The organism is Metabacillus niabensis (assembly GCF_020524345.1).
Lineage (GTDB): Bacteria > Bacillota > Bacilli > Bacillales > Bacillaceae > Metabacillus > Metabacillus niabensis_B.
The window spans coordinates 178,302-192,004 of the sequence record NZ_JAIVLH010000012.1; the positions used below are offsets into that span (position 1 = coordinate 178,302).

12 protein-coding genes, 1 pseudogene and 1 riboswitch are annotated in these 13,703 nt (G+C 38.9%); of the genes and pseudogenes, 2 read left to right on the top strand and 11 right to left on the bottom strand.

Annotated elements, in window-relative coordinates; genetic code table 11:
- Positions 1–46: 46 nt before the first annotated feature.
- From LC095_RS14795 to LC095_RS14815, 5 genes are all read right to left on the bottom strand, one after another.
- Complete coding sequence (locus tag LC095_RS14795) at positions 47–1,372, bottom strand: hemolysin family protein (RefSeq protein WP_226528871.1); 1,326 nt, start codon at positions 1,370–1,372, stop codon at positions 47–49.
- Positions 1,373–1,421: 49 nt separating this feature from the next.
- Entirely contained in the window at positions 1,422–2,108 is a 687-nt protein-coding gene (locus tag LC095_RS14800) for a zinc metallopeptidase (RefSeq protein ID WP_226528872.1), read from the bottom strand.
- A gap of 6 nt (positions 2,109–2,114) precedes the next feature.
- Complete coding sequence (locus tag LC095_RS14805; protein ID WP_226528873.1) at positions 2,115–2,669, bottom strand: MerR family transcriptional regulator; 555 nt, start codon at positions 2,667–2,669, stop codon at positions 2,115–2,117.
- 91 nt (positions 2,670–2,760) lie between these two features.
- Positions 2,761–3,822, bottom strand: a complete 1,062-nt coding sequence (locus LC095_RS14810) for a hemolysin family protein (RefSeq protein WP_226528874.1) — start codon at positions 3,820–3,822, stop codon at positions 2,761–2,763.
- A gap of 60 nt (positions 3,823–3,882) precedes the next feature.
- The gene (locus tag LC095_RS14815) at positions 3,883–5,199 is read right to left on the bottom strand and encodes a hemolysin family protein (protein ID WP_226528875.1); all 1,317 of its coding nucleotides are present in this window, start codon (positions 5,197–5,199) and stop codon (positions 3,883–3,885) included.
- Positions 5,200–5,943: 744 nt separating this feature from the next.
- Positions 5,944–6,044, top strand: a riboswitch (purine riboswitch).
- Positions 6,045–6,108: 64 nt separating this feature from the next.
- On the opposite strand from LC095_RS14815, the gene LC095_RS14820 reads away from it, so the two are divergent.
- Together LC095_RS14820 and LC095_RS27075 are read left to right on the top strand one after the other, a co-directional pair.
- Positions 6,109–7,431, top strand: coding sequence for a 5'-deoxyadenosine deaminase (locus LC095_RS14820; RefSeq protein ID WP_226528876.1), 1,323 nt, complete (start codon positions 6,109–6,111; stop codon positions 7,429–7,431).
- Positions 7,432–7,602: 171 nt separating this feature from the next.
- On the top strand, positions 7,603–7,980 hold the full coding sequence (locus LC095_RS27075; protein WP_319005799.1) for a CBO0543 family protein: 378 nt from the start codon (positions 7,603–7,605) through the stop codon (positions 7,978–7,980).
- A 55-nt stretch (positions 7,981–8,035) separates the two neighbouring features.
- Here LC095_RS27075 and LC095_RS14825 read toward each other — a convergent pair whose 3' ends face one another.
- The 6 genes and pseudogenes from LC095_RS14825 to LC095_RS14850 all read right to left on the bottom strand — a co-directional run.
- Positions 8,036–8,854, bottom strand: a complete 819-nt coding sequence (locus LC095_RS14825; RefSeq protein WP_226528877.1) for an alpha/beta hydrolase — start codon at positions 8,852–8,854, stop codon at positions 8,036–8,038.
- 13 nt (positions 8,855–8,867) lie between these two features.
- Complete coding sequence (locus LC095_RS14830) at positions 8,868–9,890, bottom strand: FecCD family ABC transporter permease (protein ID WP_226528878.1); 1,023 nt, start codon at positions 9,888–9,890, stop codon at positions 8,868–8,870.
- Entirely contained in the window at positions 9,883–10,887 is a 1,005-nt protein-coding gene (locus LC095_RS14835; RefSeq protein ID WP_226528879.1) for a FecCD family ABC transporter permease, read from the bottom strand. The genes LC095_RS14830 and LC095_RS14835 overlap by 8 nt, the downstream gene beginning before the upstream one ends.
- Positions 10,888–10,905: 18 nt before the next feature.
- The gene (locus tag LC095_RS14840) at positions 10,906–11,874 is read right to left on the bottom strand and encodes an ABC transporter substrate-binding protein (protein WP_226528880.1); all 969 of its coding nucleotides are present in this window, start codon (positions 11,872–11,874) and stop codon (positions 10,906–10,908) included.
- A 105-nt stretch (positions 11,875–11,979) separates the two neighbouring features.
- A pseudogene (locus LC095_RS14845) lies at positions 11,980–13,584 on the bottom strand (ABC transporter substrate-binding protein).
- Positions 13,511–13,703, bottom strand: a 193-nt coding sequence (locus LC095_RS14850) for a hypothetical protein (RefSeq protein ID WP_226528881.1), incomplete at its 5' end; no start/stop codon positions are given. The pseudogene LC095_RS14845 and the gene LC095_RS14850, both read right to left, overlap by 74 nt.

The following is a 13,703-nucleotide window of genomic DNA, read 5'->3' on the forward strand; positions in this document are numbered from 1 at the left end:
AAAAAAAGACAAAGTCAATGGTACCATCAACTTTGTCTTTTTTAGTCTAATTCTCCGAAATCGGCACAACATTACTTTTCATTTTAAACACTTCTAAATATTGAATATGATGGCCGTCACTTTCGTGAACTTTAAAGATATAATCTTGATCTGCAACCTCAACGCCAACATCAGCGTTAAATTTTTGTGTTAAGAACCAGCCGCCAATTGTATCAATGTCTTCGTCAGAAAAGGTCGTGTGAAGAAGGTTATTTACATCTTCTATGAGTAATTTTCCATCTAAGATATAATGATCCTCATTTAATTTTCGGATGTCAGGAATTTCATCTTCATCAAACTCATCCCTGATTTCCCCAACAATTTCCTCAAGGATATCTTCAACTGTGACCAATCCGGATGTTCCTCCATATTCATCAATTAAAACGGCAATATGTGTTCGTTCTTTTTGCATTTTTAGCAATAAATCGTGAATCGGAATCGTTTCAATTACTTGTATGACCGGATTAATATAGACATTGATATCAAATGGCTTAGGATCATCACATTCCGTAAAAGCGGAAGTTAAAAGCTCTTTAATATTTAGAAAGCCGACAATATGATCTTTATCACCATCTACAACAGGATATCGGGTATAGCGTTCATTTTTAATCAATTCAATGATTTCATCATAGGTGCTTTCAAGAGAAATGGTAATAATTTCCGTACGGGGCACCATAATTTCTTTCGCAATTCTTTCATCAAATTCAAAAATGTTGTTCACATACTTAAGCTCGTTCTTATTGATTTCACCGCTTTTATAGCTTTCAGATAAAAGAATACGAAGCTCTTCCTCTGAGTGGGCAAGCTCATGTTCTGATGCCGGCTTTAACCCAAATATGCCAACTAATACACGAGCTGAACCATTCAAAAACCAAATGAACGGATACATGATTTTATAGAACCAAATAATTGGCGGTGAAAACATTAACGTAATAAATTCTGCTTTTTGAATCGCAATTGTTTTTGGTGCCAACTCTCCGACAACCACATGTAAAAATGTAACGAGAGCAAAGGCGATACCAAATGATAAAATATGTGTAACAGACTCATTAAAATTGAAATAAGCAAATACAGGGTGTAGAAGCTTTTCAACAGTCGGCTCACCTAACCAACCAAGACCTAAAGCTGTTACAGTGATCCCGAGTTGACACGCAGATAAGTATTCATCCAAATGGGAAACAACCCTCTTTGCAGCTATAGCTCCTTTTTTCCCTTCAGCAACAAGCTGGTCAATTTTAGACATACGAACCTTAACAATAGCAAATTCTGTTGCTACGAAAAATCCAGTTAGGGCAATTAATATGATAATTAAAATTAAATTAACTGTGGTCAATGAGTCGTCTTACGTTCGTAAGACCTCCACCTCCTCATTTGTGCATGTTTTATTCTTCACTATTACCCTGCATAAAGATCATGATAAACTTAATTAACTCAAATAATGCCATTAATGCTCCGGCAACATATGTTAATGCTGCGGCATTTAACACTTTTTTCACACCATGTTCTTCTTCATTATAAAGAATACCTTCTGCCAACATGAGGTTTCTCGCGCGTTTACTTGCGTCAAACTCAACAGGTAGTGTTACTAACTGAAATGCTACAGCCGCCGAGAAAAAGACAATGCCAATTCCGATAAGGGATAACTGCTGTAACAACATGCCTCCAATAAAAAGAAATGGGGCAATTCCAGAAGCAATATTTGCGATTGGGAAAATCTTATGTCTCAGCATAAGAGCCGCATATGACTGCTGATGCTGAATCGCATGTCCAATTTCATGTGCCGCAACAGATACAGATGCAATCGAACGCCCGTAATAAACCGCTTCAGACAGACGCACTACTTTTTTGACTGGATCATAGTGATCAGAAAGAGTACCTGGTACAACTTCTATAGGTATATTGTACAACCCATTGCTGTCCAATATACGTCTTGCTGTTTCTGCTCCTGATAAACCGGTTTTTGTTGCGACTTCCGCCCATTTATTAAAATTCCCTTTTACTCTAAACTGAGCCCAAATTGAAATTCCTAATGTGATAAAGATGAGAATATCCATTGGATGAAAAAACATGTTCGATTAGCCTCCATTTTTAATATTTATTAATAAAAGTAAAGTTTGAATTAATGACAGACTTTCATTTGAGATATGCTTTTTAACAAAGTCCTGATTTTCCAAGTCGTTTTTGTCCAGTTGGGCTAAAACTTCTGAGACTTCTTTTTCAAGGCCTTTTATTTTTAATCGTAATTCTAAGACATCAATTTCTTCAGCAGTAGCGATAATTTTCTTTTTTATTCCTTCCAGGGTCATGCCATTCGCTTTACATTCTTCAATGAATCGCAGTTGTTCAATTGCTGAAGAATCATAGTAGCGGTAGTTTGAGGAGGAACGTTCTGCCTTTAATAAGCCCAGGGTTGTATAGTAATCGATTGTTCGTTTGGTCACGCCGGTTATTTCTGCTAATTCGCCGATTTTTAATTTTTCAGTCCCAAGTTTTAAAACCTCCAAACTGTCACGTGATGGTTGTATGATATTCTTGCGGGTTGAGTGAAGCTCCAGGATGCTCGCTTCCGCGGGGTGTACGGTGAGCCTCCTCCTTGCTGCGCGTCTGCGGGGTCTCACCTGCCCACTCATCCCGCAGGAGTCTCGCACCTTCCGCCTCAATCAACCTAATTTGTTTTCTTACAGAACTATATAAACAAACCGATAAAGTCTCTAGTGTGATTTACCCTGCAACGGATGGTTCTACACCTGTTTGTTCTTCGCGGATTTCACCGACGATTTCTTCCAGTATGTCTTCCATTGTTACAAGGCCGGCTGTATGGCCTGATTCATCTTTAATGATGGCCATATGGACCCGGCTTTGTTGCATTTTCAATAGAACTTCTTTGATTGGTGTTAATTCAGAGAGATGCGGCATTTCATGGATGAAATCTACTAGTTTCCGCTCTCTTCCTGCAGCAATACTTGTTAGCATTTCTTTTGTGTTAATAAACCCGATGATTTTGTTCTGCCCTGCTTCTTTGACCGGATAGCGCGTGTAGTCATATTTATCATGAACCTCAATGATGTCAGTCAGGTTCATGTCTTTTTCAAGCGTAATGATTTTCGTAGCGGGAATCATTATGTCTTTTACAACACGTTCGTCGAAAGCAAAAATATTTTCAAGGTAGGCAAGTTCAGTTTGGTTTATTTCCCCACTCTCATAGCTTTGCGTAACGATTAACTTTAACTCTTCCTCAGAGTGTGCTGTTTCATGTCCTGCAGGCTTTACACCAAACACACCGAGTATTCCACGTGATGCCCCATTAAGAGCATAAATAAATGGATTCATCACTTTTCCAAACCAGTAAAGCGGTGTTGCCAAAAGCAATGTCATTTTTTCTGAAAATTGAATAGCCAAGGTTTTCGGTGCCAATTCTCCGATTACAACATGTAGAAATGTTACTATCGCAAGGGCAATCGCATAAGATAGTGCGGTTGCTACAGCCTCTGGTACCGCAAATCTTTCAAAAAGCGGGTGAAGCATTTTTTCTACTGTTGGTTCACCAAGTGCACCAAGTACGAGTGCGGTAATGGTTATGCCAAGCTGACAGGCTGATAAATAGTAGTCAAGGTTATGAGCAACTTTTTTGGCCATGACCGCTTTTTTATTTCCTTCTGCAATTAACTGATCAATCCTTGACATCCGCACTTTCAAAATCGCAAATTCAGCACCAACGAAAAAAGCAGTAAGGCCGATAAATACAGCCACTAAAAACAAGTTTAATCCAATTAATCCGTCCAATTATTTCCCTTAATTAAGGGATTCACCTCCAAGATTTTAAAGAGTATTGCTAGGACATCCTTACCCAACATTCGCCATGCATGCTCTTTTTAACACAACCTGTTTGATTTGATAATTATCCATTTCTATGACCGTCCATAGATCTTCACCATGGATGACTTCATCACCAATTGTAACCGGATCAACCTTTTGGTATTGAATCCAGCCAGCAATTGTATCGACTTCTTCACTATCCTCAAATACAAGCCCAAATTGATCTTCAAGCTCTACTAAAAGAACACGACCATTGATTGTATATTGATTTTCACCAGTTGTTCTAATATCAGCTACTTCATCATCATCAAATTCATCACGAATCTCACCAACAAGCTCTTCCAGTATGTCTTCCATCGTGATAATACCGGATGTACCTCCGTATTCATCGATCACAAGAGACATATGAACTTGTTCCTGTTGCATTTTTAGCAAGGCATCCTGAAGACGAGTTGCTTCAAGAACAAATGGAAGATCACGGACAAATTCTTCGAGTTTACGTTCACGTTTGGCCGCAATATGAGTTAGCATCTTTTTCACATTGACAAAGCCAACGATATTGTCTTTATCGCCATCTTCTGTTACCGGATAACGTGTATAGTTATTTTCGTCCAATATGCTGATGATGTCGTCATCATTCATATCCTTATCAAGTGTAACAAGCTCTGTTCTTGGCACCATAATGTCTTTTACAACACGCTCATCAAACGAGAAGACATTTTCCATATAAGAGAGCTCAGTTTTATCAATTTCACCACCCTGATAGCTTTGGGTCATGATAATTTTTAATTCTTCCTCTGAATAGGCTTGTTCATGTCCTGCCGGCTGTACCCCAAAGATTTTTAACAGGACACGTGCTGCACCATTTAATGCCCATATAAATGGAGACATGATTTTTCCGAACCAGTATAATGGCGGGGCAAGCAGCAATGTCATTTTTTCCGAAAATTGAATAGCTAATGTTTTCGGCGCCATTTCTCCGACCACGACGTGGAGAAATGTAACAAGGATAAAAGCAATCGCATATGAAGCAACAGATGCGATCGAATCTGATACATTCAGAAAGTCAAACACCGGGTACATCACACGCTCAACAGCGGGCTTTCCTAATGCACCAAGACCAAGTGCCGTGACGGTAATCCCCAGCTGACAGGCTGACAAATAGTAATCAAGATCACTTGCTACCTTTTTTGCAATGATTGCCTTTTTGTTACCTTCTGCAATTAATTGATCAATTCTTGACATTCGAATTTTAACAACCGCAAATTCTGAACCAACAAAGAAAGCTGTCAGTCCGAGTAAAATGACAAGTAAAAAAAGATTTGTGATTGTAATAATATCCAATTATTTCCCTCTATAGAGGGATTCACCTCCAGAAATAGTAACGTTACATGGTAACGTTTTATCATACCGTTTCAGTTCTCGTTGTACATGTTTCTCTTCCACATGTACACACATCTTCTTTGAGGATCTGATTACTTTATGACATTTTCTAAAGGAAATACTAGTTTGTCTCAATAATCCCGTTTAAAGAAGACCGATGTACTAAGAAGAGATATGCATGGTGTACTGTAAAGATACATCTTTTGTGTTAATTCAGCCATTTGACGAGTATGCAATAACGCCTTCCCAATAAATCCAGCCTCCCTTCTCATTTATTAGAATAAATCATAGCATATGTACAACCAAAGCGTACAGTATTACGTTTCGGTTTCGTGTAATTGTTTTGGTGATGTTCACATGTTATCCATAATTGGTTCAAAGCTAAAGATACGGTTCTTCACTTTTTATATGTTTTCACAAAGTATGCTATGTACTACGTGTTGTGCTTAGTTGATTGAAGCTCCAGGATGCTCGCTTTCCGTGGGATGGACGGTGAGCTTCCTCGTAAGCTGCGCGCCTGTGGGATCTCACCTGCCTACTTCTCCCACAGGAGTCTCGTACCTTCCGCTTCAATCAACCCAAATAGTTATGATCTGGATACTTATAAAGACAACCTCATCTATAACAGAAACTATAGAAAAACCGTCAGATAAACTAACAAACCTGTTGAACCAAACTTTTTATCTCATTATGATTATTGTTACAACATAGTTCATATGATTTTCACGTATATCCTTAATAATTGGTTTAAGGGTCTCTACAAAGAAACCGTAAATTTCTTACTACGATGAAAATATGCTTTTATTTTATTGGCATATTTTTTTCGTAGTTATTTTTGTGTCTTAGTTTAAGATTAGGGGATGATCATAGATGAATATACTCATAAAAAATGCACAAATCATTACGATGAATAAGGAAGACGAAATCATCACAGGTGATATTCACATTGTGGACGATATGATAAAAAATATTGGACCTAATTTAAACGTTCAACAACCTGATAAAATCATTGATGCAACAGGAAAAACCGTCATACCCGGCTTTGTTCAGACACACATTCATCTATGTCAAACTGTTTTCCGAGGTCAAGGAGATGATTTGGAATTAATGGACTGGCTAAAACAGAAAATTTGGCCATTAGAAGCCGCACATGATGAGGAATCCATTTATTACTCTGCCATGCTCGGAATTGGTGAACTTATTCAAAGCGGGACAACAACCATTGTTGATATGGAAACTGTCCACCATACTGAGTATGCGTTTAAAGCGATTGCTGAAAGCGGAATGAGAGCTTTATCAGGCAAGGTGATGATGGATAAGGGAGAAGAAGTACCTCTGCCTTTGCAGGAAAATACAGAAAGATCGATTAGAGAAAGCGTCGACTTACTGGAAAAATGGCATAACTATGATGAAGGCAGGATTAAATATGCGTTCTCACCAAGATTTGTTGTTTCTTGTACAGAACAACTCCTTCGTGAAGTCCAATCTTTGTCTGAATTTTACAATGTGATGGTTCATACACACGCTTCGGAAAATCGCGGTGAAATTGATATTGTCCAAAAAGAAACCGGAATGAGAAATATTGTGTATTTGGACCATTTAGGTTTAGCCAATAACCGGTTAATTCTCGCTCATTGTATTTGGCTGGATGAAGAAGAAAAACGGATCATTCGTGAAAAAGGGGTTCATGTTAGTCATTGTCCCGGATCAAATCTGAAATTGGCGTCAGGAATAGCCGATACACCTTACATGATAAATGAACAGGTGTCACTCAGCCTGGGAGCTGACGGAGCGCCTTGTAATAATAATTTAGATATGTTCAATGAAATGAGACTTGCCGCACTCATCCAAAAACCAGTACACGGTCCGACCTCAATGGATGCACATACTGTTTTCAAAATGGCGACAATTGGAGGGGCTAAGGCAGTTGGAATGGAAAATGAAATCGGGAGTATTGAAATCGGCAAAAAAGCAGATCTGGCCATCTTAAACTTACAAGACTTTCATACCTACCCATCATATGGAGTTGACCCTATCTCCAGAATCGTCTACTCTGCCACAAGAGCCGACGTCGAAACAACCATCATCAATGGCCAAATCGTAATGGAAAACCGCATCATGAAATCCATCAACAAAAAAGCCATCCTAACAGAAGCCAACCACTCAATCAAACGGTTGTTGGGCCGAATATGAACCACGGGGAGGAGCCACGGGGACAGGTCCCTTGTCCCAATAGTTGTTTAATATTTAATTCAATGGCAAAAATGATGATGGAGGTGGATTTCTATGTTTCTACTATTTATATCTGTCATCATATTTGGCTTGGTTATTTATTTAATGCCAAAAAGAATTTCTTATTTTGAAATGTATACAACATCACTATTTTCAACGGTTCTACAACTTATTACAGATATTTATCTGGAATTTAAATACAACTTTTATTGGTATTTTAGTCCAGGGGTAGACTACATTACTCTTTGGGTCGTGTTTTGGATTTATCCTTCGGTTAATATACTATTTTTGAATTTTTATCCTACAAACAAAAAATTCAGCACTTCCGTATATTACATCTTGGGATGGACATTATTTGCACTAGTCTATGAATGGGTCGCTGTAAACTACGGCTTCTTTCAATATAACGGTTGGAAATTATGGTATTCCGCTATAATCTATCCATTCCTATATCTCCTATTATATATTAATTGGAAAATAATTCGACGGTTGTATCGCTTGAGTCTGTGAACCACGGGGACAGGTCCCTTGTCCCAATTGGGACGAGGGACCTGTCCCTGTGTTCCTACCGCAAAGCAAATCGCAGTGATCTAGTAATGAGTGGCGGCAAGACAGAGACATGGCCTTCATTTTCGAATTGGATGAATTCTACCTTTAAGCCGGATCGGGTTGTTAGACGGTCGACCATTGATTTGGCAAGTTCACCGACATTTGTGTGGTGCCATCTTTCCAATTCCCCGATTCCAACCAGTACATTGGCTTCTATTTCTCCGGTTTCACATAGTTGATGAAACTGACTTTCTTCTTTTAGAATGATGCTTTGATTCCAATGGATCGAAGGGCTTCCGGCAATATATGTTTGAAAAAAGGTTGGTCTTGTAAACAAGGTATGTAAAACAAATAAACCTCCAAGTGAATGGCCAAATAATGTTTGTTTCTTTTGATCGATTGGGTAGGTTTGTTCCATGGCAGGCTTTAATTCGTTCTGTAAAAACTGCAGAAACTCATCTGCCCCGCCATGCCTCTGACTTGTTGCACCATCCATCTTGTTTGAGGGGATCTCGATCTCAGGCTCCCCCATCGTATAATCATAAAATCGTTCTTTTGAAAATGGTTCTGAAGTGGGATATCCTACACCGACAACAATTGATGGTATGACACCGGTTTTCTCCGGTTTTCTTGATTGAATTCTAACAGCCTCCACAACTGTTCCAAAAATAGAATTTCCATCTAATAAATAGATGATAGGAAATCCTGTTTCTGGTGGTACTTCATTCGGAATGGAAACATGGATTTGATAGAGTCGATTTTTTTCAGACTCAAAAGTAAACTGATTTGTCCCTGTGATTGTAAACGGAATCTCGTTTGTTAGCACGTTCTTCATTTTTCTCTCCTCCTTACACGTCTTTATTTTTAAATAATAAGTAAACAAAATAAGGCACGCCGATAATCGCAATAACGATTCCAACAGGTATTTCTGCGGGAGCAACAACTGTTTTCCCAATAAAATCGGACCCAACAAGTAAAATCATCCCGATCAAAGCTGACAGCGGTATAATGTTTTTATGATTGTGACCTACTAGTAATCTCGCAATATGCGGGGCAATTAATCCAACGAAGGATATACTTCCCGCTACAGAAACACAAGCACTCACGAGTCCTATACTACTGATTAATAAAAAAATCTTCTCCTTCTCAACCGAAACACCAACACTAATTTGAGATTCCTCTGAAAGCTGGAACAAATCCAGTAAATACGATTTCCTCAATATAATCGGCAAGCAGATGAGAAACCAAGGAATAATCGAAAGAATATAGGTCCAATTCGCATTATAGATACTTCCTGATAACCATACTGTCGCCATCTCAAAGTCTTGTGCCTTCATTTTTAAAGAAAGAAATACGGTGAATGCCCCAAAGCCGGACCCTATCGCAATCCCTGTTAACAAAAGCCGCTGTGAATCCAGTCGTCCGTTTTCCCGTGAAATAAAAAAGATACATAAAGCGGCACATAGCCCACCTAACAGACCAATTAGTGGCATCGTCATTGTCGCTACCCAACTTGTGACTCCTTGTTGTCCTTGTAAGAAAAACATGAAAACAACGATAGCAGCACCTGCCCCACTATTAATGCCTAAAATTCCCGGATCAGCTAATTTATTTTTTGAAATGCCCTGAAGAACAGCACCAGCTACTCCCAAACCAATTCCAACAAATGCAGCCAAAATCATTCTCGGTAAGCGCAGCTGAAAAACCACCATATCAAGCTTGTCAGATACGTGCTGAAGGAAAAGCGTCTCAACTAATTGACGAAAGGTCATATTATAAATTCCAAATGACAAATTGATATAGAAAAGCATCAGAACAAAAAGAAGGCCAACACTCATCGTTAGTCGAAAACGATGCTGGGTATTAAGCATGTGAAGTGCCTCCCTTCGTTTTTATTAAATATAAAAAGAAAGGAACACCAATCATGGCTGTAACAACGCCAATAGGAGTTTCATACGGATAATTGATATAAACACTTAAACTATCACTTAGCGTCAAAAACACCCCACCTATAATCCCTGCACATGGAATAATTGACCGGTATTGTCCTCCAATCAAAAACCTTGTGATATGAGGGATAATCAAGCCAACAAACCCAACTTTTCCAACAAGGGCAACTGAAATTCCTGTCATCATCACAACAGAAAGAATGGTGAACATTTTCACCATTCCCTTTCGCTGTCCCAAGCCTGCAGACGTTTCTTCACCTAACGATAAAACCGAAATAGAATTTGCCAGCAAAAGAGCCAGTAATAACCCAATTCCTGCGAATGGTAGAGAAAATACTAGTAAATCAGTATTCATCTGGTGAATCCTCGCGTTATACCAAAAGCTCATCGTCTGGGATACTTGAAAATAAGTTGCCAATGCTGCAGAAACGCTGCTAAAGAAAGTGCCAATGATTGTCCCAATAATCGCCAGCTTCACAGGTGACAGACCGTTTCGAATCAGTGACGCAATTCCAAACACAATGCCGACACCTAAGGCTGATCCCACTAACGAAAACACCATCATTTGCAAGGAAGACATGCTCGGTAAAAAAATAACCGCAAGTGTGATGACAAATCCTGCTCCATCCGAAACTCCCATAATGGAAGGTGATGCCAAATAATTTCTTGTCATTCCCTGCATTATGGCTCCCGACATCGCCAACAGCGCTCCTACTACCATCGCTCCAATCGCACGGGGTAATCTTGATGTCATGATGATCGTATGGGTCATATTTTCGGAATCATATGAAAGGAATGCTCCCATGATATCACCATAGCTAATAGGTGTTGACCCGCTGCGAATAGAGAGAAATAAAGATAAAATCACAGCAACCGGTGATAATACAAATATCGTTCGCGTTGACATTCTTCCTTGCATCAAACCCACACCTTTTTATTATTGAGCTAATGTTTCTTTGATAACATTGATGAACTCTGTTTTACTCCATGCTGTTCCACCTGCTGCTAAAGGTGACACAGCATTCACAAATACTTTCTCATTTTTAACGGAAATCATGCTTTTCCAAATCGCATTTTCCTGCAATTCTTTCAAACGATCAGGTGCATCTGCATTTTCCTGTTCTTCGAATTGTACAAATAAGTAATCAGGATTGATTTCGGCAAGCTTTTCCAATGTAATCATTTCCTGGCTTTTCGCAGCCTTGACAGCTTCAGGTACAGGTAGTCCTAAATCTTGATATAATACTGGATTAAAATAAATGTCAGGAGAATAGATAAATAGATTTCCCCCACGAATCCGAATCATGAGAACTTGTTGATCTTTCATTGATCCTGACAGTTTTTCTTTCACTTCTGAAATGACACTTTCATAATTTGCAATGATTTGATTTGCTTCTTCTTTCTTATCCGTTAGCTCTGCTAATACGAATAGATTATCCTTCCAATTTGTTGAGACATGGGAAATCGGGATCATCGGCGCAACATCGGTTAATTTTTCAGCTACTTCTGGTTGAAACTTCGATGTTCCAAGGATCACATCCGGCTCTAGTTGCAATAATTTTTCAATACTCGGCTGTGTTTTTTCTCCGATTTCTGTTGCTTCGGACATTGAATCACCCAGATATTCAGGAAACTTTCCGCCAGTTGCAATTGCCCCGATTGGTTTTACACCCAGAATCGCTGCATCTTCCATCGCTTCTTGACTTGCTGTTACGATTTTTGTTGGATTGCTTGTTACTGTATATTCTTCATTTAAATAAGTGATCGTCTGCTCTTTGCCTTCACTCGTTTCTGTTTCCTCATTTGGTGTTTCTTTTTCACCTGCAGTTGAATCAACAGATTCATTTCCACATGCTGCTAAAAGAAATAAAGCAAAAAATAACATAAATAGACCATTTTTCTTCATATACACTCTCTCCCTTTATATTCGTCATCTAATAGATGATGATAATCATTATCATTTAAAATGATAAATGAAGTCCAGTATCCTGAACATGGACAATATCTTGTTTTATACTTGGACTTTTCCCATAAGGGTGAGTGTATCCCTTAAAACACGTTCATGTGCACTTGGAGAGTATTCCCGCCATGGATCTGATGTAATGTCGTAGACTCGATTTAAACGAACAGCCTCCAAGCTGTTCCACAAGGGTTGCTCCTGAAACTCATTCCAGCTTTCAAGTGTTTGTGATTCCTGGCAAATATTTAATAAAACAGCATCAGGGTTAATCTTGCTAATTTCTTCTATTGTTAACACACCATTCTTTTATTCATTTAAAGCAGCTTTCATTTGAAGATCACCATAAAAAACCTCATTCATTGTTCGGGAATGATCTATATACATGGCCCCTTGGAAAAAGCGCAATGGTAGAAATGTCGTTTGTCCCATATGTTTATGTAGTTGTTTTCTTGTTATCACGACTTGATGTTCATAGTGTTGGAGCCATTCTTCCGCTTCTTGTAATTCACCTAATTGCTTTGCCATATAAAGCAATTGGTCCTTCCAATCCGCTGACTCCGGGTAGTATAAAACCGGAGCGATCTGTGTTAAACGTTCCTTTTCTTCAACGGTAATACCACTTTTGCTCACGATAATATCCGGCTTGTTATTCATTAAAATATCAATGTTCGTTTCCCAATCCTTATTAATTTGAAAGGCGCTTAAATGCACAGGAATATCATTTCGAAAGGTTTGATAATAGAAGGACGTCCATTTTGGGTGAATGGGAGCGGCATACGGGAACATATGCAGAGCAAGTAAATGGCCGATGCTTGAAAAATCATAGGCTGCCACCTTCCGCTTTCGTTTCTGTCGATAGGTAGACGGTGCCATTCCCACAGCCTTCTTAAACTTGCGGCTTAAGTAAAACTCATCACTATACCCGATCTGTGCAGCTATCTGACGGACCGTCTCATCCCCGCTCACAAGCCTTCGCTTTGCCTCATTCACTCGTAATCTTGTTATGTAGTCACTGACACTAATACCACATTCTTTTTTAAAAAGCGCGGAAAAATATTTTGGACTAAGATCCGCCTTCTCAGCTAATAATTCAATGGAAATTTGTTCATTAAAATGGCAATCAATATATTGTTTTGCCCCCTCTATGGCCGTAAACGTGTCTTTCTCCAGAGGGACATGTTGATGCTGCAGCAGTTTATAGATGATGTTTTCAAACAATAATCTTTGATAAAATACCTGTTCTTTGTTTTTCGATGAATTTAGAATTTCAACTTCTTCTATGATATGTGAATGACTACGAACAGCTAATTTCCCCTGCAACGGAAACCGTTCATGTTTTCCTAATCTTTGATAAGACTCACCTTCAGTTTGCAAACTTGAAAAAATATCAAATGAAATAATCATATAGTCAATTGAATCTTCTGGACTTGAGTAGATTTCATATACCTGTGAAGGATGAATCACACATATATCCTGCTGATGTAAAAGGATGTTATCATGATCGAGCATCATATGTCCCTTTCCTTCCATCACAACCAAAAGCTCAAAACAATTGGTTAACTTTGCAGGTAGATGCCCCGCTCTACCCTTCATCATACTCTTGGGCTGACACACAAAATAATTCCAACAATCCAACGAACGTACTCCTCTCTTCATATAAATGAAAACGATTATCAATACTCGTTAATTTTAATTGATAACAATTCTCAACGTCAAGTGGTGAACGGGGTCCCCTGGGTCTGGTCTGCTGGTCCGGGGGGTGCGGGGGTGGCCGG